Below are 24,016 nucleotides of genomic sequence, written 5' to 3' on the forward strand. Positions count from 1 at the left end.
AAGGCTTGACAACGATCACGGTGATCGGAGTGGGCAATCCCGAGCGCGGCGACGACGGCGCCGGCCGTGAGGTGGCCCGGCGCCTCGGCGCGCTCGGCTTCAAAGGGGCGCGGATCGTGGAGGCAGACGGCGAAGCGACGGCCTTGCTCGCCTTGATGGAGAAGGCGTCCAGCGTCTTTCTGATCGACGCCTGCGTCTCCGGCGCGCCGGCGGGTAGCGTGCGCCGCGTCGATCTCGCGCAATCCCCGCTGCCCGACGCGCGATATGGCGTCTCTTCCCACGGCTTCGGCCTTGCCGAGGCGATTGCGCTCGGCGTCGCCCTCGGCGCTTTGCCGCCGCGCTGTGTCCTCTATGCGATCGAGGGCCAGGGCTTCGAGGTGGGAGCGCCGCTTTCGACAGCGGTATCGGCCGCCGTCGGCCAGGTCGTCGAGGCGCTGAGCCGGGAGATTCAGGCTCTTCAATAGGGCGATCAGGCCCGCAAGGCGGCGCGCAGCCGCTCGGCCGCGCTCTCGGGCGTGATGTCGCGCTGCGGAGAGCCCAGCAGTTCGAAGCCCACCATGAATTTGCGGATGGTCGCCGAGCGCAGCAGCGGCGGATAGAAATGCCCATGGAAATGCCAGTGCGGATGTTCGCCCCCGTCGCTGGGGCGCTGGTGAAATCCCATGGAATAGGGGAAGGGCGCATCAAAGAGCGCATCGTAACAGCGCGTGAGCTGGCTCAGAATATCCGCGAGCGCGCGCATGTCTGCGGCGCCGAACGCATCGAGCGCGTCCAAGTGGCGGCGGGGCAGCAACATGGTTTCGAACGGCCATGTCGCCCAGAAGGGAACCAGCGCGACAAAGGCGTCATTGGCGCAGACGATGCGCTCCTCCTGCTCCAGCTCGAGGGCGAGATAATCGCACAGGAGGCAGTTTGCCCGTGCGGCCAGATAGCCTCGCTGGCGCGCCGACTCCTTGACGAGTTCATCGGGTTCGCTGTGCGTCGCCCAGATTTGGCAGTGGGGATGGGGGTTGCTTGCGCCCATCATGGCTCCGCGGTTCTCGAAGATTTGCACCGCGCCAACCATCGGATCGGCGTCGAGGCGTCGGAATTCATCCCGCCACAGGACGATGACCTGCTCAATTTCATCGACGCTCATCCGCGAAAGGGTGAGATCGTGGCGTGGAGAAAAGCAGACCACCCGGCAGATGCCCGGTTCGCCGCGTGCGACGAGCAGGCCGTTATTGTCGATTTCCTCCTGAGGCGACTCGGGGAGCAAGGCGGCAAAATCATTGGTGAAGGCGAAGACGTCTTTGTAAGGCGGGTTGCGTTCGCCGTTCGCCCGCAGATTCCCCGGACAGAGATAGCAGCCAGGGTCGTAGGCGGGGATCGCCGCTTCCGCCTTTGATTCCGTCTGGCCTTGCCAGGGGCGACTCGTGCGATGCGGCGAGACCAGCACCCACTCGCCAGTCAGGGCGTTGAGCCGACGATGGGAATCCTGTTGCAGGCGCAGCATGTCAGTCATCCGTTCAGAAGTGCGCCGGGCCAGCGCCCGCGCCAGGGGTGCAAGAGAAGATCATTGGCGTCAGGCCGGTCGCCTTCTGATAGGCTGGACCGACGACCTCGGGAAAGGCTGCGGCCGCGCCCGCCTCCACCAGGCTGACAGTGCACCCGCCAAAGCCGCCGCCCGTCATGCGCGCGCCATAGACTCCGGGAGCCTTACGGGCGAGTTCGACCATGAGATCGAGTTCCGCGCAACTGACGTTGTAATCGTCGCGCAGGCTTTCGTGAGACGCATTCATAAGCCCGCCGGCTTCGGCGAAATCCCCACGCTCGAGCGCCGCGACGGCCTCGATGACGCGTTGGTTTTCTCCAACGACATGCCGGGAGCGCCTGGCGATGAGCTCCGGCAGAACCGCAGCGTGTTCCTCGAGCTGAGCGAGTGTGACGTCGCGAAGCGCGACGACGCCGTCGAGCCTCGTAGCAAGCAGCCTCACAGCCTCCTCGCAGTCTCTGCGCCGCAAATTGAATTCGCTGCTCGCAAGCTCATGGTGCACCATTGTGTTGCAGACGACGATGCGCACAGCCGGATCGATCGGGATCGCCCGCGCCTCGAGACTACGGCAATCCAGCAGCAAAGCCGCGCCTTCGACGCCGTGGCAGGAAATGAACTGATCCATGACGCCGCAGCGCATCCCGACGAATTCGTTTTCGGCGCGCTGACAGATCATCGCAAGGCCGAGGCGATCGATCAGCGCGCCAGAGACGCTCAGCAAGGCGTAGCCGAACGCGACCTCGAGCGCCGCCGAAGCAGAGAGGCCCGAGCCCATTGGCAGCGTGCTGAATATCGCGATATCGGCGCCTCTGAGCAAATAGCCGGAGTTCGAGAGTTCGACGGCGACGCCACGGACATAGTCGGTCCAGTCATGGGCTGGCTGCTGGACGTCGTCCAGGTCGAAAACGAGATCGGCGTTCAAATTGACCGAATGGGCGTTGATCACGCGGTCGGAACGGGGCGCGATCGCGACATAGGTCGCGAGGTCGAGCGCCGCCGGAAGAACGAAGCCGTCGTTGTAATCCGTGTGTTCGCCGATCAGATTGACGCGCCCGGGCGCGCGGAACAACTGCGGCGCGACGCCGAAACGGCTCTTGAACAGCTGCGGCAGCTCGTGGGCGTCTTGCATGCGCATGTCGGTCCTTTTGAGGGCGAAAGGCTGAGCTTCCTTATCGAAATCTCGCGCCTCGCCCAAGGCTGGGGATGAAAAAGGCTGGCGCTTTTAAGTAGTTTCGCGTAGGAGTTTTCGCATCGCGCAGATCGTAATATTTGAACTCGAACATCATCTTCCATTCGACCCTATCTAGCGGGCCAGGTTGCTGGCCGGGGACGGCGTCAGTGAAGAAAGCGCGTATCAGCCTGGATGGCATGTGGGAGTTCCAATATCTCGGCGCGAGCGCGTCCGCGCTCGCCGGGAAGAGGAGCATCCTGGTCCCAAGTCCCTGGCAGGCTCAGTTTCCCGATTTGAGCATGCGCGGCGGCGTCGCGGTCTATCGGCGCAGCATCGACGTGCAGTCGGACTGGCTCGAGCAGCGCGTGTTCCTCCACTTCGGCGCGGTGTTTCATATAGCGCATGTGTTCGTGAATGGAGCCTTGATTGGCAGCCATGTCGGCGGCTTTCTGCCTTTCTACTTCGACATTACCGACCGGCTCACCGTCGGGCGCGCGGAAATCGAGGTGCGGGTTGAGAGCCCGACGGACGATCCTGCCGAATTCCCGCAGACGCCCTTCGCCGAGATGCCTTTCGGCAAGCAGAGCTGGTACGGGCCGCTTTCCGGCGTGTGGCAGTCGGTCTTTCTGGAGCTCAATATCCCCGACCGTACGACGTGCCTTCGCATTGGCGCCGACCTCGACGCCGGCGACGTTTCGGCTCAGTTGAGGTTCGAGCGCGCGCTCTGCGCCCGGACGGAAGCCGTGCTCGAGACGCTCGGACCGGAAGGCGACTGCGTTGCGACGGCGCGGGCCGAACTCGCCGTCGGCGCCGAGCACGCCACTTTGCGAGCCCGCGTCGCAGATCCTCGTCCCTGGTCGCCCGATGAGCCGAACCTCTATCGTTTACGCCTGCGCATGATGCGCGAGGGCGTGGTTGTCGACGAGAAGGAGTCGACGTTCGGATTTCGCAAGATTGAAACGCGGTCGGGCAAGCTCTATCTCAACGGCAAGCCATTCTATCTGCGCGCCGCGCTCGATCAGGACTATTATCCGGACACGATCTGCACGCCGCCCTCACTCGAATTCATCGAGGACAGATTCCGCAAGGCGAAAGAGCTGGGCCTCAATGCGCTGCGCTGCCACATCAAGGCGCCAGATCCACGCTATTACGAGGCGGCGGACCGCCTGGGACTTCTCGTCTGGGCGGAACTGCCGAATGGCGGCTATTCGACGGAGCGTTCGCGCGAGCGCAAGGAAACGACGCTCAAGGGCATCATCGACCGCGACGGCAATCATCCGTCGATTTTTTGCTGGACTTTGATAAACGAAAACTGGGGCGTGGACCTGGTGCACGACGCCAAGCATCGCGCCTGGCTGCGGCGTCTGTATCTCTGGCTGAAGGCTTACGATCCGACGCGCCTTGTCGTCGATAATTCGCCGCTCGCGCCGAGCTTCCACGTGCAGAGCGATCTGGCGGACTACCACTTTTACGCGGCGATTCCGGACAGCCGTCACGATTGGGACCGTTTCGTCGATGCGCTCGCCGATCGCGGCGACTGGCTGTTCAGTCCCGAGGGCGACGCCGTGACGACCGGTGAGGAGCCACTGCTCTGCTCGGAGTTCGGCAACTGGGGCCTGCCGCATCCCGGGAAGCTCAATGATGCGGACGGGCGCGAACCATGGTGGTTCGAAACCGGTCACGACTGGGGCGAGGGCGTCATGTATCCGCATGGCGTCCAAAACCGATTTCATGACTGGAGTCTCGATCGCGTGTTCGGCAGCTTCGAGGCCTTCATCGAGGCGGCGCAATGGCAGCAGTTTCGCGCGCTCAAATATGAGATCGAGGCGATGCGGCGGCGGCCGGAGATTGCGGGTTATGTCATCACCGAGCTTACGGACTGCCACTGGGAGTCGAACGGTCTCCTCGACATGCGTTCGAATCCGCGCGCCTTCCATGATGTTTTCCACACCATCAACAGCGATACGGCGATCGTGCCGCGCCTCGATCGCGGCAGCTTCTGGTCGGGCGAGACTCTGCGTCTTCCCCTGCGCATCGCGCATGGCGGCCCCGAAACTATTCGAGGCGCGACGCTCGAGGTTCTTTCCGATTGGCCGCAGACGATCGCCGTCGCGCGGGTCGATGCGGCGAGCGTGCTGGACCTCGGCGAGATCGCGATCCCGCTGCCGGAGGTCGAGAAGCCCTCCATGCGACGCATCTCCTTCCATCTGCGCGCAGGGGAGCGCATCATCGCACGCAACGAGATCGAGCTCGCGCTGCATCCTCGCCGTCCGGGCGGCGCCATGCTGTCGATCTGGTCTCCGGAGCCCGAGGTGCGGGTCCGCGCTCAGGCGTTGGGGTATCGCCTGTCCGCGAATATGAGCGACGCCGACGTCGTCATCGCGCTGCAAAGCACGCCCGAGCTTGCCGCCTATGTACGCGGCGGCGGACGCGCGCTTCTGCTGCCCGATGAGGAGGGAACGCTGACGCCGTTCTTCCCGCACTGGCAGAATGTCAAGATCGTCGCCCGTGACGGAACGCTGTGGCGTGGCGACTGGGCGTCGTCTTTTGCGTGGCTGCGGCGGCGGGGCGCCTTCCGCGGATTGCCCGGCGGGCCGCTGATCGATCACACTTTCGACCGCGTGATCCCGACTCACGTCATTTCGGGCTGCAATTTGCTCGACTTCCATGCGCGCGTTCATGCGGCGCTGGCTGTCGGCTGGATTCACAAGCCTGTCGGTCTCGCCGTGGAGCGCAATTATGGCGAAGGCCATATTGTGATCTCGACCTTCCGCCTGCTGCGCGACGCTCCGGGAGCCGATCCAACGGCGACCGCGCTTTTCGACGCATTGGCGACGGCCGCTCTGAACAAGAGCGCGGCGCCGGCGCTTCAGCCGGCGGGCTTCGAGTCGGCGTAGGACTCAGATCGGCGGGCGCGGACCAGCGTCGCGCACGTCCCGGCCGACGAATGGCTCGAAGCTCTGGAAGTTGGCTGAAAACATCGCCGCCACTTTTCCCGCGGCCTCGTCGAAGGCCTCGCGTGAGCGCCACGTGGCGGCCGGGTCTAAAAGAGAAGCGTCGACGCCAGGCGCCGCGAGCGGCGTCAACAGGCCGAAATAGGGGTCGGGTCGGTATGGCGCGTCTCTCAGCCCGCCTTGCAGCGCGGTTCTCAGCAGCGTTCGCGTCAAGGCGATCGGCATGCGTTCGCCATCGCCATAGCCGCCGCCTGTCCAGCCGGTATTGATGAGCCAGCAATTCGCCTGATGCTCGAGAATGCGTTCGCGCAGCAAGGCTCCATATTCCGAAGGATGGCGCGGCATGAAGGGGGCGCCGAAACAGGTGGAGAACACGGCCTGCGGTTCGCGAACGCCTGTCTCCGTGCCCGCAACCCGTGCCGTATAGCCGGAAAGAAAATGATACATGGCTTGCGCCGGGTCGAGCCTGGCGATCGGCGGCAGCACGCCGAAGGCGTCGCAGGTGAGCAGCACGACATTTCTGGGGTGTCCCGCACAGCCTTCGCGCGCCGCGTTTGGAATGAAGTCCATCGGATAGGCGATGCGCGTGTTTTCAGTGATCGAGTCGTCGGCGAAGTCGATCTGCCGCGTCTCGGGATTCATTCTCACGTTTTCCAGAACGACGCCGAAGCGTTCCGCCGCGGCGTATATTTCCGGCTCGAACTCGCGGGACAGCCTTATCCCCTTGGCGTAGCAACCGCCTTCGAAATTGAAGAGGCCGGCGTCGCCCCAGCCGTGCTCGTCGTCGCCGATCAGGGCGCGCTCGGGATCGGCGGAAAGCGTCGTCTTGCCTGTGCCCGAGAGGCCGAAAAAGACCGCCGCGCCGCTTTCGTGGTCGTTCGCCGCGCAATGCATGGGCAACACGCCCTGGGCGGGCATATGGAAGTTGAGGAGAGTGAATACGGATTTCTTTATCTCGCCGGCGTAACGCGTGCCGCCGATCAGCGCCACGCGCCGTGTGAAATCGAGGGCGATCACCGTTTGCGAACCGCAGCCATGGCGCGCGGGATTCGCCCGGAACGACGGGAGGTCGATGATCGTGATGTCAGCTGGATCGTCGTCGAGTTGCGGCGGCCTGATGAGAAGATTGCGGATGAAAAGAGAATGCCAGGCGAGTTCGCTGAAGACGCGCACGCGCTGGCTGTGGCGCGGATGAGCGCAGACCTGGAGGTCCTGAGCGAAGAGCGCGACGCCCCGCGCATGCGCCAGCATGTCTTCATGGAGTCTGTCGAACTGCTCTGGCGCAAGAGGCTGATTATTTTCCCACCAAACAGCGCGGTCGGTCAGCGCGTCGCGTACAATGAATTTGTCGCCCGGAGAGCGGCCGGTATGCGGCGTCGTCTCGACGACGAGCGCGCCGCCATCCGCAATCGCGCCTTCCCCGCGCTTGATCGCTTCTTCATAGAGGCGCGGCGCCTCGAGATTGCGAAAGGTGGGCTGCGGCTGGCGGAGGGGAAAAGCGTCGTGCGGCCCAACGGCCGAAACCCTCATCTGCGCCGTCATTTTTCCCGATCCCCGAGGCGAGCCCATTTTCTGGGGAAACGCCTGCCTTCAGGCGGATGTTCCAGCTTCGCAGTGCGCCCGCTCGCGTTCCTCTTTGACCGATGAGGGCGCGCCTGTATCGGCGAAAGGCGCGGGCTTTCGTCTATCTCTCGGGCTTCGAAAAATCTTTCCGCTGGATAGAGCCGCGGGGGTTTGACTGAGCTGGCGCTTTCCTCTACACAGCGTCGCGGACGAGACGGCGGCGGGCGCTCAAACCCGGTCAACGCCGTCACGTGCATGCTCCGGTCTGGCTTCCAAGCTAGGCAGAGAGCAAGATGGGGGAATGTCCCGAGCGGCAAAGGGGGCGGACTGTAAATCCGCTGGCTAAGCCTTCGTAGGTTCGAGTCCTACTTCCCCCACCATTGACCTTTCCCAGCATCTAACTTGTTGTTGCTGCGCATCTTCTTCTCTAGGTCGAAACGCCGAGAGAGGGGGTGAGGGCATGGAAGTTCACCCTACGTTCGCCAAGAGCCTTGCCGCAGCGTCCCACGCCAGACCCCGGCGATCAGCATCCAGCGTGCACAGCGAGCCCTTTGCCTTGCGCGCGTCCGGAGCGGTAACCACTTTCAATCTGGAATCGTCGCTCCGGCCTCAGCAGCGTATTTTGCGCAGGCCGTGGCCGCTCCCGGGACCCGCCTGCCTCTTGGCATTTTTTCCGAACCAGCCGCTACCTCTTGCGCAGCTTCGCCACAAAGGACTCCCGTCGATCAGCGAGGCGGAGAGGACCGGTCACGGCGGCGGCGAGATCGGAATGGTGTCCGGCAGCGCGTAGCCGGCTTTTGGGTCTTGGTGAAAAGTGCGCCGTTGCTGGCGTGCTGGGGCCGAGACGGGCGGCGTCGCCCCGTGACGGGCGCCCGTGTAGAGCCTCAGGGTCGGTTGGCGCGGCGCTACAGCTTGATCTTTGCCCTATTTAATGCGCGCCCATTCACGCAACAACGCGTCCTGCATAGGCGCATAGGTTTTTTCGGGCACGAAAAGCCGCTCGACGACGGCGGCGTCGGGATAAACGGACTTGTTCCCGGCAATTGTTTTATCCACGAAGGGCGTCGATGCCGAAACTCCGTTTGCGGCATGTGTGAAGTTGGTGTTCCTGGCGGCAATATCCGGACGTAACAGAAAATTGATGAACTGATAGGCTTCCGCGACATGCGGGGCGCCTTTCAAGATGGCAAGATTATCCATCAAGACGGGCGCGCCTTCACGGGGGAGCACGTAAGCGATATCGACGCCGTTATTGGCTTCCCGCGCCTGATCGCGCGCGCGCAAACTGTCCAATGAATAGCCGACGGCCATGCAGACTTCGCCATTCGACAGCGCGGCGGCGTAATTCGACCCCGTCAGTTTTTTTACGTCTCGCAGCACGACGCTCAACATGTCAGCTGCGCGTTTGAGATCCGTGTCATGCGACAGGCCGACGGCGGACTTCCAATCAGACCATAAATATCGCCGCGCGATGGCTAGCAGATACTCAGGGCTGTCGACTACGCCTATGCTGCAGTTCGAGAATTTACGCAGATATTCAGGTTTGAACAGCACAGCCCAGGAATCGAATGGCGGCGAAGCGTCGGCCCGCGCCGATGCGCGATGGCCCGCCACAGCTTCCAATGTGCTTCTTATTTTCTCGACATTGTAAGAAATTCCAACGGTAAACCACATGTAGTTCACAGCGAAGCGGTTCCCTATGTCATAATTTGAAAGAAGGTCCATTATTTCGGGCCAGAGATATTTCTTGTTGGGAAGATTATTTTCATCGAGCTTCAAATAGGCGCCCTTGGCGATATCTTTCGACAGCGTAGGCGCCGAGACGATGACGATGTCGAAGGTTTCCGTTCCTGATCTCAGCCTTTTTTCCAGAGATGCGTCTGAGTCGTAAGAGTCGTAGGTAACCTTGATTCCGGTTTCATCGGTAAAATCGAGTATGACGCCAGGATCGATGTAGTCATTCCATCCGAGCACATTGACGATGCGCTCCTGCCCCGACGCGGGGAAACTACAAAAGGCCGCAATCCAGGCCAGCCACACGGCGGCGCTACGGATTTGTCTTGATATGGCCATCGGGGAGACCCCTGTTGAGCGGCGGCTGCTCTACTTCTTCCTTCTTTGTAGGTGTGAACTGCGGCGCCGGCGCCGCCGGTTGCATTATTGGAGGTTTTTCCTGCACGGCGGCGCTGATCGGCTGCTCCGGAGTTTGAGCAAAGCACATCGTTCGATAAAGCTTCTGGATGACGGCGATTGCCTTTTGGGACGAATCCATTCTTTCGGCGAGGTCCAGAAGGACCTGCCGTGTCGCGGCGACGTCTTTGATGTCTCCCTGCAGCGTTTCATTCACCGATTTCAATATTTCATCTGAGCGAGGCATATCGGCCAAGCTTACCTGTTGCAGAGATTGCTCGACTTTCTCCACACAGGCGAGGCGCCGGTCATATTCGTTTTTCAGGTCCCTGAAACGCGTCGAGAAAGTGGAGGCTTTCTGCATATGGGCGGCGAGATTCTCGGGCGCCATGCGGCAAATGGAGTCCACATTGGCGACGTCTGGATAGTTGGCTTCAATGATCTTGGAGAAATCCTGAACAAGCGCCTTTGCCTGTAACGAAAGCGCCGCGAGGCTGCAGACAAGCTGCTCGCGCCCGCGATAGCACCGATCAAGTTTGATCTCCCCTTTGGTCCCGGGCAGACTGAGGTCCTCGGATTTTCCGATTCCTTTCTCGCAAGCGGCGAGCGCCTCGCCTGTCGCGCCGCCGGGTTCGGGTGCCTCCGAACTCTGTTCGGCGGGGAGAACGCGCCGCACGAAGTGGCGTGCGGGGCGGTAACGGACACTGGTGACGAACTGGTCGGGCGTTGCTTGTTGCGCCAGCCGGGGACCCCGGAACAGCTGGGCAGATGCTGGTGAAACGACCGGGACCGAGAAAGCGACTACGGCCGCCTGCGCCAAATTCGCGAGTTTTGCAGTAAGGTTGGCCATGCACTCTGCTCCGCTTCCGATTACAACGGCGCCGCCGATGGTTATGTGACTTAAAAGGCTTTGGAGTGTGTGGCGGAGTTCGTCGGCGTCACGGGTATGCAAGCGAGATGTACTCGCTGACGCGCGCCGGCAAGGGGGCGCGTCCCTGATTGCCTGAGCCTTGAGATGGGATTAACAGGCGGATGCGCAAGCGCGTTGTGGCTCGCGCGGCTGCATATGCGAAGATTCAGTTCGTGATCGGGCACGATCAGTGCCGCGAGACCATTCTTCCGTATCGTCCGCTGATCAGCATCGAAGAGAAGCGCCGCCGAGGCCGCGCTTTCGGCGGCCTTTCAGACTTTCGCTGTTCGGCCGCCGGACAAGATGTCGGCAATCCAGGCCGTCGAGGGGAATTCCTCGAACAATGTCAACGCAGCGATTGCAAGCGGCACGCCGAGAAAGGCGCCCAATGCTCCCCACAGATATGTCCACAAGATAATCGAAAAGAGAACAAGCGGCGGCGAAATCGATAGAGCCGAGCCGGAAAATAGAGGCTCCAGGTAGCTGCCAATGATCGCCTGAATGAACAGGACGCCAAGGATCACCACGAAGACCGTCTCGCCTGACCCGAATTGCACCCAGGCGAATAATGGCAGAAGCGCGCTGACAATGAACGAGCCAATGTAAGGCAAGTAATTGAGCGCAAAGGCGAGCACGCCGCAGGCTCCCGCGAGTTCGAGACCTATGAAGCGCGCGAAGCCCCATACGGCGACGCCGGTCGCCAGACTCGCAATGGTCCGAACGAGCACATAAGTGCGAAACTTCGTTCCGATCCTTCGGCCGGCGGCGATGAGCCGTTGGCTGGCGTCGCGATTTTTCAGCGCGGCGATGCGCTGTGTCATAATATCCGTCTCTCCCAGGCCCAAGATCACGTAAATGAGCACGATGAGGGCGAAGGCGAGGATCGTGTTTACCCGCATCGCCACCACGGGAACGAGGCGGACCACCGCCGCTGGATTGAAATGATCCGCGAGGAGCGCAAATATGAAAATATCGTATTTCTCAAGCCAGGCGGTCGACGCGATCAGCGAATCCTGAATTCGATCGGCGTTTTGGCTGATCCACTCGGCGATTTGACGACCGCTCCAGACGATTATCGAGAAGAGCGCCAGAGCCGCCGTCACGGTCAGGAGGACCGTCACCGCCATCGCCGCGCCCTTACCCAATTTGGAGCGCAGCGCCGTCTGCATCGGCCAGACGATCTCGATGATGAAAAACGCGAAAATCACAGGCTCCACAACGGCCTGGGCGAATTTGAACGCGGTCAGCGCAAGGAGGATTGTCACAATGATGGATGTCGTTTCGATAACGCGTCCATTGGACATGACAAACTTCTCTCTTTTGCGCGACGGCGCTCGAGCGCGTTTATTGACGGCAGCCCTACCGCAATGTCAAGATTAGGCCGGTCGCCGGTTGTTGCTGGACGAAGTCTTGGAACCGACATGACCTCGCGATAAGGGCGGCGTCTCTTGCGGGGCGCTCCAAACACTCCCCGCCGAAACACTCGAGGCGCGCCATGAAGCTTAATTTCCTGACGAAGAATCTCGACCAGCCCGACTTCATCGCGCGCGCGGTCGCCGTCACGGCGATCGGCGCGGTCGCTGTGGCGCTCGGCCTTCTTTTCTGGAGGCTTTCGGTCTTCCTGCCGCTTGTCTTCGCGACGATTGTCATTGCAGTCGCCTGGCGGGGCGCCGCGGAAAACGTTGGACGGCGCTTAGGGATTGCGCCGGGTCTTTCGCTTCTCGCGGTCGCTCTGGCGATCGCCGGGGGAGTCGCGGTGACGCTGATGGCGTTCGGGGGTCAGCTTCTCCGGCAATATGACGAAGTGGCGCTAGACGTGCCGGCCGCGATGGCGCTCATCCAGCGACTCGTCGAAGAGCATCCCTGGGGCCGCTTCGTAGAAAAATTCATCCTGGAGATGGATTACTCGAAGGCGGCGGCTCCGATCGCCCAGCATATCGGAGCCGCGCTCGGATCGGTAGGCAACGCCCTCGCCATGACGCTGATCGCGATCATCGGCGCGGCTTATCTTTCTTCGGATCCGAAGGGTCATCTCGAAGGAGTCTTGGTCCTGACCCCGGAGCAACACCGGGAAAAAATGGCGGCGTTTCTCCACCGCTCCGGAGCCGCGCTGCGACAATGGATGGTGTTGCAATTTTATGTCGTCGCGATGAATACGGTCTTCGCTGGAGCCGCCCTATGGGCGTTCGGCGCGCCGGCGCCGCTCGCCCTTGCGACGATCAGCGGCGCGTTGGCCTTCATCCCTTATTTTGGCTCGATGATCGCACTTGTGGTCGGGGCGCTGGTCGCCCTGCCGCATGGGATCGATAGCGCCGCAGCTGCCGCACTATCAATCGGCGGCGCGAGCTTCATAGAGGGTTATTTGATTACGCCGTTTCTTCAAAGCCGCTCCTTGAGCGTGCCGGCCGTGGTGCTGCTCTTCTGCATGCTGGCGTTCGGCGCGCTTTTCGGGGCCATGGGCGTGGTGCTGGCGGTGCCGGCGACCGTCGCGCTGAGCGTCGCCTATGATGTGATCGCGAAACCTAATGGGCGGGCGTCTGCGCCGTCTTCAAAGACTTAAGCTGAACAATATTGTCGGGCGCGAAGTTCCATAGTAAGAATGGCAATCTTCATTCAGTTGAAAAGATGGGGCGTCATGCAGAGAGCCGGCAAAGCAGTAGGGCTTCTGGTCGCAATATCGACCCTGGGGATCGCGAGTCCAAATCCGGTGTCTGCGCAGGAGGCTGGAATCGTCGCGGGAACGTTGACATGCAACGGGCGCGGCAGCATCGGCGCTATCATCGGATCGCGGCAGCGGCTCTCCTGCGTGTTTGATCCGGTGGGCGCCTCGCCTCGCCAGTCTTATTCGGCGCGGATCACACGGCTGGGTCTCGATGTCGGAATCAAGGGTCCGAGCCGTATGATCTGGACAGTGCTCGGCCCAACGAACGGACTCGCGCGCGGCGCCCTGGAGGGAACATTTGCTGGCGTCTCGGCGAATGCTTCGGTCGGCGTGGGAGGCGGCGCCAATGTGCTCGTGGGCGGCTCGCAAAACTCCATCGTGCTTCAGCCCTTGAGCGTGCAAGCCCAGACCGGTCTCAATGTCGCGGCGGGCGTCGCCGGTCTGAGGCTCACCTACCGGGGGCGTTGAGCAAAGCTTCTCCCCGGGTTTTCAAACTCGGTCAGCGCGCGAAAATTCCCGTCCCCGCAATCACCGTCGCGACCGCGAGCAGCATCGCCGCCGCGACGGGCCACTTCCTCAAGCTGTTGTCCGCACATTCGAGGGTGACGCCGAGCCCTTCCGAAGGTTCTCCGGCCCGCTGCAGCAAAGCTGCGACGTCGCCTTCGGGCACGTTTGGCGCCTGATCGAGCCGGCGCCCGCAAGCAGCCCCCAGCGCGGCTCCGGCCAGGACGGGCCAAAGGAACTCCCAGACCAGACGATAGTCGAGCAGCGTCGCCAAGCCCGCCGGCGTTCCGGCGAATAAACAGACGGCCGGAACGCCGACCGACGCCGTGGCCACGACAAGCCATGGAGATATCGGACTTGGCGCAAATGGTTCTGCTCGACGCCTTGGCGTCTTGAGGAGACGCGCCAGGAAATGCAGCATAAGCAAGGTGGTGGCAGCCGCGGATAAAATCGAAAGAGCGCCGACGACGCCGTCCCCGAGCGGCTCTTTGATCGCCAATTTTGCAATCGCGCCGCCGGTCAGAGGCAAACCTGCAAGACTGAGGGCCAGCAAAGCGACAAGCGCTTCGATCCAGGCGCTGCGTCCTGGAACTCGCGACAGGACGACCCCCACCGCCAGAAACAGGCCGCCTTTCGCAAGTCCATGGTGCGCGGCGTAGAGGGCGGCGGCGCCCGCCGCGGCGGCGTTTCCGGCGACGAGGCCCTTGCCGAGCGTGGCGGCGACGAGGCCCATCTGACTGACGCTGGAATAGGCTAAAATCGCCTTGGCGTCACGCTGCGTCAGGCCGATCGCCACGCCGTAAAACGCTCCAATCATGCCGAACGCGACGAGGGCGTCGCCCCAAAAGGCGAGGTGGAGCCCCCAGGGAAGAAAGTGGATAAGCCCGATGACGCCCGCGTTGACGGCCGCACCGCTCAAAACCGCGGCCGCCGGGATCGACGCTGCTCGATAGCTGGAAGGCATCCAGACGTGAAACGGGACAAGACCTATTTTCGTCGCGAAGCCGGCGATCAGCAGAGCGAGCGCCACGTTCCGCCAGGGTGAGGCGGCGAGCGCGTCGACGCCATCCGAAATGAGAAGACTGTGTTCGGGCGCGCCAAGCGCGAGCGCCACGAAGGCGACAATCAGAAACGCTTCCCCCAGCAGCGCCACGAAAAAATACAGGCGCCCCACGTCCTCCATGCCTCGGGATCCGGCAATCAGTCCCAAGGCCGGCAGGCTGACCAAGGCGAAAGCGAGATAGAAACTCACGAGGTCAGCCGAGAGAAAGACGCCGATATTGCCGAGAAGGGTCAGCAGCCAGCAGGCGGCGAACCAGCCGTTCTCCATTTCCTCTCGCATGACGGCGATCGCAAAGGCGCCTGCTGCGATCCAGAGCAAGGCGCTCGCGCCCAAGAGCAGCGCGCCCGGCGGATCGAGGACGAAGACAGCCGGAAACAGCGTCTGGTCCAGCACCAGCGGGCCGGAATCGGCGGCAACTATCGCCGCGGCGAGCGCAGGAACCGGGGCCAGCGCCAGGAGCGCCGGTCTCGCTGCCCGCAGGCGCTGCGCTGCGCAGCCGGTCAGAAACACGAGCGGAGTCGCCAAGGCGATTGCAATGATCTCTGGCCCATAGGCGAAAGTGGCGAGCAGGGAAAAGAAGGAGGCAATCATCTGGGCGCCTCCATTTTCGCTGCTGGCGCGCCAACGAGCAGAAGCCTCGCGAGGTCCGGGGGGGCGAAACCCAGCAGAACGGCGAGGAGCGCCAGCGCCAACGCAAGCGCCGCGCCACTCGAGACGGAGGCGGAAGCGGCATGCGGCATTTCTCGCGCGGGCGTCAGCGCCGGCGCGATCACGCGATAGACATAGCCTGCGGCAAGCAGGCCGCCGACGACCATGATTATCGCCCAGGCCCACTGGCCGCTCTGGATCGCAGCCGTCAGCAGCAGCCATTTGGCGACGAAACCTCCACTCGGCGGCAATCCCATCAGGGAAACGCCGCCAAGGCCGAAGGCGAGAACCGCCGGGGCGGCGATCCGCCCCAACCCACGAAACTCCGCGATGCGATCATGTCCGAGCGCCTGTGCGATAAGACCTGCCGACAAAAACATCGCCGCCTTGGCGAAAGCATGCGACACAGCCTGCAAGGCGCCGCCAACCCAGGCGGAGTTCGCCTCGGCGCGTCCGCCCGCAACGAGCGGAAAAATCATGAACAAATAGCCAATCTGCGCGACGGTCGAATAGGCGACCAGCAGTTTCAGCCGCGCTTGGCGCAGCGCGAGCGCGCTGCCGACAATGATTGCTCCCGCGCCCATCGCCCCGAGAATTGGCGCGATTTCGGCGGTCATTTGCGCAGGCGCGAGATTGAGCCACAGACGAACGATCAGAAAAAACGACGCCTTGACGACGAGGGCGGAGAGCATGGCGCTCGCGGGCGGGGGAGCGCCGGCATGCGCGGGTGGGAGCCAGAGGTGCAAGGGAAAAAGCGCCGTCTTTGCGAGCAGGCCTGCGGTCATCGCGGCGAGCGCGATCCATGCCGCCGGTTCGGGGCGAATGCGCGACGAAAGGAGGCCGATATCGAGCGCGCCATAGGCGCCGTAGAGAAGCGTCGCGCCCAACAGATAAAGCGCCGATCCAAAAAGCGCGAACAGCAGATAGCGCAAGGCCGCGATGAGGGTCGTCGCCCGTCCGTCCAGGCAAACCAGCGGAACGGCGGCGAAGGTGAGCATCTCCAAAGAGACGTAGAGATTGAACAAGTCCCAACCGAGGAAGACGCCGTTGAGCGCCGCCCAAACGGCGAGCAGCAGCGTCCAGAAGGCGAAAGTCACGCGTGTCTCGGAGGCTCCCACGGCTTGCCCGAAGGATCCCAGAGCGAACCATCCCGTGGCCGAAATGACCGCCGCCGTCGTCGCCAGCATCGCGGCAGAGAACCCATCGGCGCGCAGCGCGACGCCGAGCGGTGGACTCCACCCGCCGATGACATAGACCAGCGCTTGATTGTCCCGCCAGACGGCAAAGACGATCGCGGCCGCCAGCGCGACGCCGATCGGGGCCACAATGAGGGCCGTCAGCACGGTCCTGCGGCCGCCGAGAACAAAGCCCAGCAGCACCCCTGCAACCGGCAAGACAAGGATCGCCGGCAACAGGACGCTCGCGCTGACGGAAATCGGATTGAGGGCGATGAGCGTCAAATCGCGCCGCTCCGGTCAGAAGGGTCGCGGGGTGGATCGGCAGGGAAAAATGGGCTTTGCGTATCCCTGAAAACGCGCAGAAGAAGCGCGACCGCGAGCGCCGTGGCGGAAAAGGCCACGACGATTCCGGTAATCACCAAGGCATGCGGCACGGGATCCGCCCCGGTCCCTGCGACGGCGCCCCGGCGCGCGATGGCGCCGAAGAGAAGAAACACGCCGCCGCCCATGACATTGAAGGCGATGATTTTGCGTAAGAGATGGGGGTGCGTTACGAGCCCGTAGAGGCCCAATCCGACGAGCGCGGCGCCGCCCAGGCCGGCGAGCGTGATGGCGTTCATTGCTGTGGGTTCCTCGTTGGCGCGCCGAGCGCCAGCAATCCCAGCGCGAGGGCGATCGAAAGGGTCAGCGCCGCCTCGATGATGATAATGAGAGGCTTGGCGTAGCCTTCCGGATAAGCAAGAAAGGCCCCGGCAAGCGCGAAACCGGCAATGCCGATCGCAAGAAACAGCGCCGGCCCGCCAACGAGCGCGACGCGCAGCCAGGGGCGGTTGATCGGGGGTGCATCGACCAATCCGGCGACCATGACGAGGATCCAGATCGCCGCGAGGATCGTTCCGCCCTGGAAGGCGCCTCCCGGCTGCGTTGCGCCCGCCCAGACGAGATGCACCCCGATGATGATCCCCAGCGGCGGCAGGAGCCGGCCCAGGAAGACGAGGGCGGCGTCGGGATCGGGGGCGCCCGGGGATTCCGGCTTGCCGCCCCAGGCGGCGTCGCGGGCGAAGGACCAGACGCCGATCAGCGCCAGAACCAGCACGACCGCCTCGAGGAGCGTGTCGATCGCGCGATAGGCGAGAAGAACGCCGGTCACCGGATTGCCGAGCCCTGTCGCCCGCAGTTCCTGAAGGGCAAGCGGCGCCAAGGTCGGCGCCACAGGCGGCAGCGACAAAACGGCCGCGGCGATTCCGCCCGTCGCTAACATGCAAAGCAGCGCATAAAGGGTTTTGGATAAAATTCCGGGGCCGGAGCGCGCCGCGGCGTCGCCGTCCCCGAGCCGCGCCGCCGCGCCAATCAGCAGAGCGCCCGTAACCCCGCTGCCGATCGCCGCCTCGGTAAGGGCCACGTCTACGGCTGAAAGCCGAACCCAGACGAGCGCCAGCAGCAGTCCGTAAGAGATGAACGCCACGACCGCCGTAAACGCCTCGCGCGCGAAAACCGCATAGGCGGCGACAGCCAGAGTGAGTGCGGCGAGGCAGGCGTCGAGAAGGAATGGGGCGCTCATATCTGCGACGTCTTCTCTTTCGCGAGGCGCCCGATCAATTGACTGAGCGTCGTCCCCGCCAGTTGCGCGACGACCCAAACGAGGCAAAGCTTCAGGGCAGCGAAAAAACTTTCGGCCTGCGGCGCGAGGCCGAGCACGACGAGGCCGAGTCCGAGATTGTCTGCCTTTGTGAGGGCATGCAGTCGCGTCAATGTGTCGGGAAAGCGCAGCAAAGCGACGGCGCCGGCCAGAAAGAAGAAGACGCCGCCGCTCACGCAGACAACAGAAAATACATCAATCATCGGTTTCATCGCCAGACTCCTTTACAGGCGCGTCGCCACGCTGCGCAACGGCGGCCGCCTTGACGAAGGCGATCCCGGAGAAGGCCGCGAGCAGTGCGAGAACCAGCGCGACGTCAACTGCGCCGCGCGCGCCCCTCGTCTCGGCAAGAAGCAGCGCGGCGACGCCGCCTGTGCCGAGAAGTTGCGACGCCATCATGCGGTCCGCCTTGGTAGGTCCGCTGAGAACGCGCAACAAGCCGATCGCGGTGGTCGCGACGATGACTGCGGCGGCCGCAAGAAAGAAGCTATCCACAAGGCGGCTCCAACCCAAGGGCCTCTCGGAGCGCCGTTTCCTCCCGCGCGAGCGTTGGAACAACGGGAAGGCGCGTATCCAGGCAGTGAATGTCGAAACCACCATGACGGTCGGCGCGGACCGGCACGGACCCAGGCTGCATCGCGCCGAGCGCCGCAAAGGCGTCTTGCGCCGTTCCTTCAGGCAGGCTTGTGGAATAGGCGACGAATCCAGGGCGAAGGGGAAGCGCCGGGTCGAGCGCCCGCCGCGCCACATCGGCGCCGGCGCCGAGAGCCTGCAATGGGATGCGAAGCGCCAATCGAAGCCAGGCGCAAAAACGCGGCGGCCTGTCTGCGCAGGGCAGGAGAGTTATGCTCGCCCATGCGGACCCGGCGGCGGTAATCGTTCCGATGATGAGATCGCCGAGGGAAAGCCCCGAGACGATCATCCAGAGGCAAAGGAAGGCGATCAGCCTGGAGAAAAAGCATGTCGGGCGAAGGCGCCAGGCAAGAGGCATGACTTTTTCGCTTCCGAATGGTTGCGCGCGGGAAACCTTGCCTTGCAGCAGTGTCGCGATCAAGAAAAAAACCAACCGGCCGCGCCTCGAAAGATAACGCTAAAAGCCTCCGCTGAAAATGTGCAGTCCGGCGCTCGGGGCGCCTTCTTCTACACAAGGGCTGCTGCTCAAAGCCGTCCATCTTGCGCCGGCGGCAAAGCGCGCTGCTGTCCCTTTGCTTCCTAAACTCTTAATCTCTCAAGATTCATTTCGTCTCAAAGACGCGAGGGCGCCTGGCCGCTGGTTATTCCAACCGGCCAGGCCCCCACTCGCCTTACCGCCACTGCACGCAACGGCGGCGCCCGAACCCATGACGCGTGTTCCAGCGGCGGGTCCATTTGACGCATTTTTTCCCTGCCGGCGCTTCAAAGGCCGATTGCTGCACGCTCGTTAGCGCGAGCTTTTCGCCGCCGAGATCCGCCGCGTTTGAAAGAACCGCCGAAATCGACGGGGTGGAGGCAAGCAACAGCGCGCCACAGACCGCGCCAAACACGGCGAGTTTCGGGTTCCAGACCATTTTTTCCTCCCAGATCGTTTGCGTATTCGGTTGAAAGCTAATTCAAGAAGCGTGACAATAGTGATGTATAAGGCGGGGAAGTCAAGGGTAGCAGTCTTGCCTCATGAAACCTGCCGGGCGAGTGTCCCTATGAGCCTTCAACGATGTGACGGCCTGCAATATGAAGGGACGACAATGACGCGCGATCCGGTTTCGATCGACCTCGCTCTGCAGGGGGGCGGCGCGCATGGCGCGTTCACCTGGGGCGTTCTCGATCGGTTGCTCGAGGAAGACTGGCTCAAAATCGAAGGGATTTCGGGTACTTCAGCGGGCGCGATGAACGCGGCGGCGCTCATTAGCGGCTATGCGGAGGGAGGTCCCCAAACCGCCCGTGCGGCGCTCGAGCTTTTCTGGGGGCGCGTCTCCGACGCCGCGCGTCTGAGCCCTATGCAGCGCAATCCGATGGACGTGCTGCTCGGCCGCTGGACGCTGGACACGTCTCCACTTTTTGTCGCAACGGATCTGATGTCCCGGCTGTTTTCGCCTTATGACCTCAATCCCAGTGACCTCAATCCATTGCGCCGCGTTCTCGCCGACGTGGTCGATTTCGAGAGGGTCGCGGACGCCCCTATCAAGATTTTCGTCACCGCGACCTGCGTCGCCACCGGGCGCCCCCGCGTGTTCCGAAACGCCGACGTCACGCCCGACGCGCTACTTGCTTCGGCCTGCCTTCCGACCATCTTCCAGGCGGTCGAGATCGAGGGCGAACTTTACTGGGATGGCGGGTACTCCGGCAATCCGACGATTACGCCGCTCGTGCGTGAATGCCGGTCGCGAGACACGATTCTGGTCCAGATCAATCCGATCGAGCGCAGGGAGAGACCGCGCTCGGCGACCGAGATCGCCAATCGCCTCAATGAAGTCTCGTTCAACGCTGTTCTTCTCAAAGAGCTTCGAATGATTGCGCTCCTGCGCCAGGCCGCGGACCCCGGCGACCGGGAAGGCGCCCAATGGGCGGGTATGCGCATGCATCGCATTTCAACCGAGATGATGGCGTCGCTCAGCGCCTCCTCCAAACTCCTCGCCGAGTGGAAGTTCCTATGTATGCTGCGTGACGAGGGACGCCGCGCCGCCGACGCCTTTCTCGATCTTCACGGCGAAAGCCTGGGCAAGCATTCGACGCTCGACTTCGACGCTTTTCTGGAAGGGATGTAGCGCAATGGGTCTCCTCGGAATTCTCCTTGGCCTCGGCGCTCTCATCTGGCTCGCTTACCGCGGGTGGAGCGTCTTGTTGCTCGCTCCCGTGGCGGCGCTTGTCGCCGTCGGCTTCGCGCGCGAGCCGCTGCTCGCGAATTGGACCATCACCTTCATGAATGGCGCAGCGCGCTTCGTGGCGCAATTCTTCCCGATCTTTCTCCTGGGTGCGCTATTTGGAAAGCTGATGGACGACAGCGGGTCAGTCACGGCAATAGCGAATTTCATGGCCGAAAGGCTGGGGCCCCGCCGGGCGATCCTTTCGGTCGTGCTCGCCGGCGCGTTCGTCACCTATGGCGGAGTTAGTCTCTTTGTCGCCTTCTTCGTGCTGGCGCCAATGGCGCAGGAGCTGTTCCGTAAGGCGGGCACGCCACGTCGCCTTGCGCCCGCAGCGATTGCGCTCGGCACATCCACTTTTACGATGTCGGCCTTGCCCGGAACGCCAGCCATTCAAAACGCAATTCCGATGCCGTTTTTCGGCACGACAGCCTTCGCCGCGCCAGGCCTGGGCGTGATGGCGGCTCTCATCATGTTCGGTTTTGGCATGTGGTGGCTGGCGCGCGCGGAACGCGCGGCGCGCCGCCGCGGCGAAGGGTATGGCGACGAGCCCAGCGTCGTCGTCGACGCGGCGGAAGATCAGATCATCCGCGAGCGCGCGGCGGTTGCCCGCGAATTTGACCTCGCGGAGATTCCGCACGGCCATCGGCAGGGGAACCCCACTATTTTCATCGCCGCAATTCCTCTTCTGGTCGTCGTAGGCGTCAATCTCGTGATGTCGCTCCGCGTCATTCCGGGCCTCGACGACTCGTTTCTTTCAGAGGAGCGTTGGGGACCGACGACGCTTGCCGCCGTCGGCGGCGTCTGGTCGGTCATCGTGGCGCTCGCGGCCGCCATCGTCACGCTGATTGTATTGAATCGGCGGCGCCTGACCCAAATACGCGAAAGCGTCGACGCCGGCGTCACGGCGTCGGTGTTGCCCCTGATGAGCGTCGCCAGTCTGGTTGGATTCGGCGCTGTGGTCGCAGCCTTGCCGGCCTTTGCAGCCGTACGCAGCTGGGTCCTTTCGATCGAGGGCGGTCCGCTTGTCTCGCTCGCCATTGCGACCAATGTGCTGGCGTCGCTGACCGGGTCGGCGTCGGGCGGTCTCACCATCGCTCTGGATACGCTGGGCGAGACGTACCTGCGTCTTGCCGAACAAAAGGGCATAGACCCGGCGCTTTTGCATCGCGTCGCAGTCATTGGCGCCGGAACGCTCGACAGTCTCCCGCATAACGGCGCCGTTGTGACATTGCTGGCCGTCTGCGGCTGCACGCACAAGGAAAGTTACCTTGATATTGTGGTTGTCGCCATTGTGGGAGCCATTCTCGCGCTCGTCGCCGTCATCGCACTGGGATCGACGGTCGGCTCATTCTAATGCTCGGCGTCATCGACCTTGTAAAGTCCTCTCTCAGAACGTCTCGCATCAAGCGCGGCAACCCGCGCGTTAAAAGCGGGCTGCCAGCGTTTCTCATGCTGCGCAGAGGAAAATCCCGATCGCCCCGAGAAAAAAGCGGTTTATGGCCAAGGACCCTTATCGGATTCATACGCGTCGTTGGCGCGCGCGATCTCGGCATTGCGCGTCGTCGGCGACCAGCCGCCGCCGAGCGCCTGATAGAGGCTGACGGCGGATTGAAAATAAGCCAGGCGCGCCAGCGTGAGATTGAATTCATACTGAAAGAAGGTTGTTTGAACGGTCGATAGCGTGATCACGTCGATCGTTCCTTCGAGAAGTTGCGCCTGTGCGGCGTCGAGGGCGATTCTTGACATGGCGACCGCTTCGACGCCGATTTTCACGCTCTTGGCGGTTTCATTCATGGCGATGAGGGCGCTTTCCGTATCGCCCAGCGCCGCCAGGATTCGCTGTCGATAGAACGCCGCGGCTTCTGCGTAGCGTCCCTGCTCGAATTGGTACTGGCCCTGCAAGTTGAAGCCGTCGAACAGAGGTTGAGCGAGATTCGAGCCGATCTCCCAAGCGATCGCTTCAGGTCGCAGGAGATTGCGCAGTACAATGCTCTGCACCCCATATCGCCCATTGAGCGTGATCGAGGGAAAGAACGCTGCCCGCGCGCGCAGCACGGAAAATTCTCGCGAGGCGAGAATGGCCTCGGCTTCCGCCACGTCGGGCCGTCGCAGGAGAACTTCCGAAGGCAAGCCCGGGTCAAGCCGCGGATACTTCAGAGCATTCAGCGAGCCGCCTCTGACTTCGAGCGTTTCCGGCGTTTGGCCCAGCAGGACGGCCAGAGTGACCTTGGTTTGCCGCAGGGTCTGTTCGAGCGGCGGAATTGTGGCCTTCTGGCCGGCGAGAACGGCCGCCTGCTGGCCGTAATCCAGCATGGTGGCCGCACCCTTTTCCAGCCGGGCTGTGATGGCGCCGAGCACGCGCTCGGCGATCCGCACGTTTTCATGCGCGATCCGCAGTTGATCCTGCGCCGCCAGAACCTGAAAATACGCGTTCATTACTGCCGCGAGGGTGGCGATCTCGACAACGTCCCGATCGAAGCGCGAGGCGTTCGCAAGGAGCCGCGCCGCATTGGACGCATTCTGGTTCTTGCCCCAGAAGTCGATCTCGTAGCTTGCATTCAAGCCCAGCGTAAAAAGATTGGTGCGGGTTGCGCTGAATGTCGAAAGATTGTCGGCGAGCGTCGCCGCGTCGCGCTGGCCGGCGCCTCGGAAAACCTCCTGCGCAGGATTGAAATTTGGCGTGTCGCTGGTTCGCGTCCCTGGGATTTGCACTCGCTGTGCGCCCGCGCCCAAATTGACCGACGGCCAGAGAGCGGCGCTGGCGATGCGCGCGTTGGCGTCGGCCTGGTCGATGCGCGCCATGGCGGCGGCGATGGCAAGATTGTCTTCCAACGCCCGCGTAGTCAGTTCGGCCAGCTCCCTGGAGCCGAATTTGACGGCGAAATCGGGTCCGCGCGGAATGGGCCGCGCCGATTTTGGTTTGACTTCGAGAAAACGCTCCGGCGGAACGACGCTTATGTCCGGCTTTTCCCAATCCAGACTGCAGCTGGAAAGGGCGAGCGCCCCGAGGAAGGTCGCGGGGGCGAGCGCGCCAAGCCAATTCGACGCCGTGGTTCGCACTTTCTTCCCTGCGCGCGCTTTTCCCGCCGGCTAACGCCGTCAGGTCGTCCCTCGGTATTTAATGGCTCTTGATAGGAAGGTGACGGTTGGGGTGCGCTTGCTGTGGCGTTATCCACAGGAAATCGTCCCGTTTCAGGTTGTTTACGGGAGACGATGTGTT

Annotated in this window: 20 protein-coding genes, 1 tRNA gene and 1 pseudogene; 7 read left to right on the forward strand and 15 right to left on the reverse strand. The window is 62.8% G+C overall.

Features of this window, described 5'->3' with window-relative positions; all coding sequences use genetic code 11:
• Positions 1-5 precede the first annotated feature (5 nt).
• Positions 6-464 (forward strand): hydrogenase maturation protease, encoded by a 459-nt coding sequence (locus WOC76_RS04990; protein WP_341108561.1) that lies wholly within the window; start codon positions 6-8, stop codon positions 462-464.
• 5 nt (positions 465-469) lie between these two features.
• Here the strand turns inward: WOC76_RS04990 and WOC76_RS04995 are convergent, their stop codons facing one another.
• Together WOC76_RS04995 and galK are read right to left on the reverse strand one after the other, a co-directional pair.
• Entirely contained in the window at positions 470-1,495 is a 1,026-nt protein-coding gene (locus WOC76_RS04995) for a UDP-glucose--hexose-1-phosphate uridylyltransferase (protein ID WP_341108559.1), read from the reverse strand.
• A gap of 13 nt (positions 1,496-1,508) precedes the next feature.
• Positions 1,509-2,669 (reverse strand): galactokinase, encoded by a 1,161-nt coding sequence (galK, locus tag WOC76_RS05000; protein WP_341108557.1) that lies wholly within the window; start codon positions 2,667-2,669, stop codon positions 1,509-1,511.
• A gap of 233 nt (positions 2,670-2,902) precedes the next feature.
• Between galK and WOC76_RS24245 the strand changes: the two are divergent.
• A pseudogene (locus WOC76_RS24245) lies at positions 2,903-4,285 on the forward strand (glycoside hydrolase family 2 protein); the annotation flags it as partial.
• A 1,320-nt stretch (positions 4,286-5,605) separates the two neighbouring features.
• Here the strand turns inward: WOC76_RS24245 and WOC76_RS05010 are convergent.
• Positions 5,606-7,201 carry a phosphoenolpyruvate carboxykinase gene (locus WOC76_RS05010; protein WP_445730655.1) on the reverse strand — a complete coding sequence of 532 codons (1,596 nt, stop codon included), beginning with the start codon at positions 7,199-7,201 and terminating at the stop codon, positions 5,606-5,608.
• Positions 7,202-7,517: 316 nt separating this feature from the next.
• Here WOC76_RS05010 and WOC76_RS05015 point away from each other — a divergent pair.
• Positions 7,518-7,602, forward strand: a tRNA-Tyr gene (locus WOC76_RS05015).
• A gap of 544 nt (positions 7,603-8,146) precedes the next feature.
• On the opposite strand, the gene WOC76_RS05020 is transcribed toward WOC76_RS05015, so the two are convergent.
• The 3 genes from WOC76_RS05020 to WOC76_RS05030 form a co-directional block, all read right to left on the reverse strand.
• A complete protein-coding gene (locus tag WOC76_RS05020) occupies positions 8,147-9,295 on the reverse strand; it encodes an extracellular solute-binding protein (RefSeq protein WP_341431308.1) in 1,149 nt (382 codons plus the stop codon).
• Positions 9,270-10,304: a hypothetical protein gene (locus WOC76_RS05025; protein ID WP_341431309.1), complete on the reverse strand. Its 1,035-nt coding sequence runs from the start codon at positions 10,302-10,304 to the stop codon at positions 9,270-9,272. The genes WOC76_RS05020 and WOC76_RS05025 overlap by 26 nt, the downstream gene beginning before the upstream one ends.
• A 230-nt stretch (positions 10,305-10,534) precedes the next feature.
• Entirely contained in the window at positions 10,535-11,566 is a 1,032-nt protein-coding gene (locus WOC76_RS05030; RefSeq protein ID WP_341108549.1) for an AI-2E family transporter, read from the reverse strand.
• A gap of 191 nt (positions 11,567-11,757) precedes the next feature.
• Here WOC76_RS05030 and WOC76_RS05035 point away from each other — a divergent pair, with 191 nt between their 5' ends.
• Together WOC76_RS05035 and WOC76_RS05040 are read left to right on the forward strand one after the other, a co-directional pair.
• Complete coding sequence (locus WOC76_RS05035) at positions 11,758-12,822, forward strand: AI-2E family transporter (protein WP_341108547.1); 1,065 nt, start codon at positions 11,758-11,760, stop codon at positions 12,820-12,822.
• 75 nt (positions 12,823-12,897) lie between these two features.
• The gene (locus tag WOC76_RS05040; protein ID WP_341108545.1) at positions 12,898-13,392 is read left to right on the forward strand and encodes a DUF992 domain-containing protein; all 495 of its coding nucleotides are present in this window, start codon (positions 12,898-12,900) and stop codon (positions 13,390-13,392) included.
• Between the two features lie 31 nt (positions 13,393-13,423).
• Here WOC76_RS05040 and WOC76_RS05045 read toward each other — a convergent pair whose 3' ends face one another.
• The 8 genes from WOC76_RS05045 to WOC76_RS05080 form a co-directional block, all read right to left on the reverse strand.
• A complete protein-coding gene (locus tag WOC76_RS05045) occupies positions 13,424-15,082 on the reverse strand; it encodes a complex I subunit 5 family protein (protein ID WP_341431310.1) in 1,659 nt (552 codons plus the stop codon).
• Positions 15,079-16,599 carry a complex I subunit 5 family protein gene (locus WOC76_RS05050; protein WP_341431311.1) on the reverse strand — a complete coding sequence of 507 codons (1,521 nt, stop codon included), beginning with the start codon at positions 16,597-16,599 and terminating at the stop codon, positions 15,079-15,081. Before WOC76_RS05050 ends, WOC76_RS05045 begins: the two co-directional genes overlap by 4 nt.
• On the reverse strand, positions 16,596-16,937 hold the full coding sequence (locus WOC76_RS05055; protein WP_341108539.1) for an NADH-quinone oxidoreductase subunit K: 342 nt from the start codon (positions 16,935-16,937) through the stop codon (positions 16,596-16,598). The genes WOC76_RS05050 and WOC76_RS05055 overlap by 4 nt, the downstream gene beginning before the upstream one ends.
• On the reverse strand, positions 16,934-17,878 hold the full coding sequence (locus WOC76_RS05060) for a hydrogenase subunit MbhD domain-containing protein (RefSeq protein WP_341108537.1): 945 nt from the start codon (positions 17,876-17,878) through the stop codon (positions 16,934-16,936). Before WOC76_RS05060 ends, WOC76_RS05055 begins: the two co-directional genes overlap by 4 nt.
• Positions 17,875-18,168 (reverse strand): cation:proton antiporter, encoded by a 294-nt coding sequence (locus WOC76_RS05065; protein ID WP_341108535.1) that lies wholly within the window; start codon positions 18,166-18,168, stop codon positions 17,875-17,877. Before WOC76_RS05065 ends, WOC76_RS05060 begins: the two co-directional genes overlap by 4 nt.
• Complete coding sequence (locus WOC76_RS05070) at positions 18,152-18,451, reverse strand: monovalent cation/H+ antiporter complex subunit F (protein ID WP_341108534.1); 300 nt, start codon at positions 18,449-18,451, stop codon at positions 18,152-18,154. Before WOC76_RS05070 ends, WOC76_RS05065 begins: the two co-directional genes overlap by 17 nt.
• Positions 18,444-18,947: a Na+/H+ antiporter subunit E gene (locus WOC76_RS05075; RefSeq protein ID WP_341108532.1), complete on the reverse strand. Its 504-nt coding sequence runs from the start codon at positions 18,945-18,947 to the stop codon at positions 18,444-18,446. The genes WOC76_RS05070 and WOC76_RS05075 overlap by 8 nt, the downstream gene beginning before the upstream one ends.
• A 313-nt stretch (positions 18,948-19,260) precedes the next feature.
• The gene (locus WOC76_RS05080) at positions 19,261-19,503 is read right to left on the reverse strand and encodes a hypothetical protein (RefSeq protein WP_341108530.1); all 243 of its coding nucleotides are present in this window, start codon (positions 19,501-19,503) and stop codon (positions 19,261-19,263) included.
• Between the two features lie 129 nt (positions 19,504-19,632).
• Between WOC76_RS05080 and WOC76_RS05085 the strand changes: the two genes are divergently transcribed.
• Together WOC76_RS05085 and WOC76_RS05090 are read left to right on the forward strand one after the other, a co-directional pair.
• The gene (locus WOC76_RS05085) at positions 19,633-20,697 is read left to right on the forward strand and encodes a patatin-like phospholipase family protein (protein WP_445928461.1); all 1,065 of its coding nucleotides are present in this window, start codon (positions 19,633-19,635) and stop codon (positions 20,695-20,697) included.
• Between the two features lie 4 nt (positions 20,698-20,701).
• Positions 20,702-22,150: a GntP family permease gene (locus WOC76_RS05090; protein WP_341108528.1), complete on the forward strand. Its 1,449-nt coding sequence runs from the start codon at positions 20,702-20,704 to the stop codon at positions 22,148-22,150.
• Between the two features lie 140 nt (positions 22,151-22,290).
• On the opposite strand, the gene WOC76_RS05095 is transcribed toward WOC76_RS05090, so the two are convergent.
• The gene (locus WOC76_RS05095; RefSeq protein ID WP_341108526.1) at positions 22,291-23,856 is read right to left on the reverse strand and encodes an efflux transporter outer membrane subunit; all 1,566 of its coding nucleotides are present in this window, start codon (positions 23,854-23,856) and stop codon (positions 22,291-22,293) included.
• Between the last annotated feature and the right edge of the window lie 160 nt (positions 23,857-24,016).

It is taken from the genome of Methylocystis sp. IM3, from assembly GCF_038070105.1.
Classification (GTDB): Bacteria; Pseudomonadota; Alphaproteobacteria; order Rhizobiales; family Beijerinckiaceae; genus Methylocystis.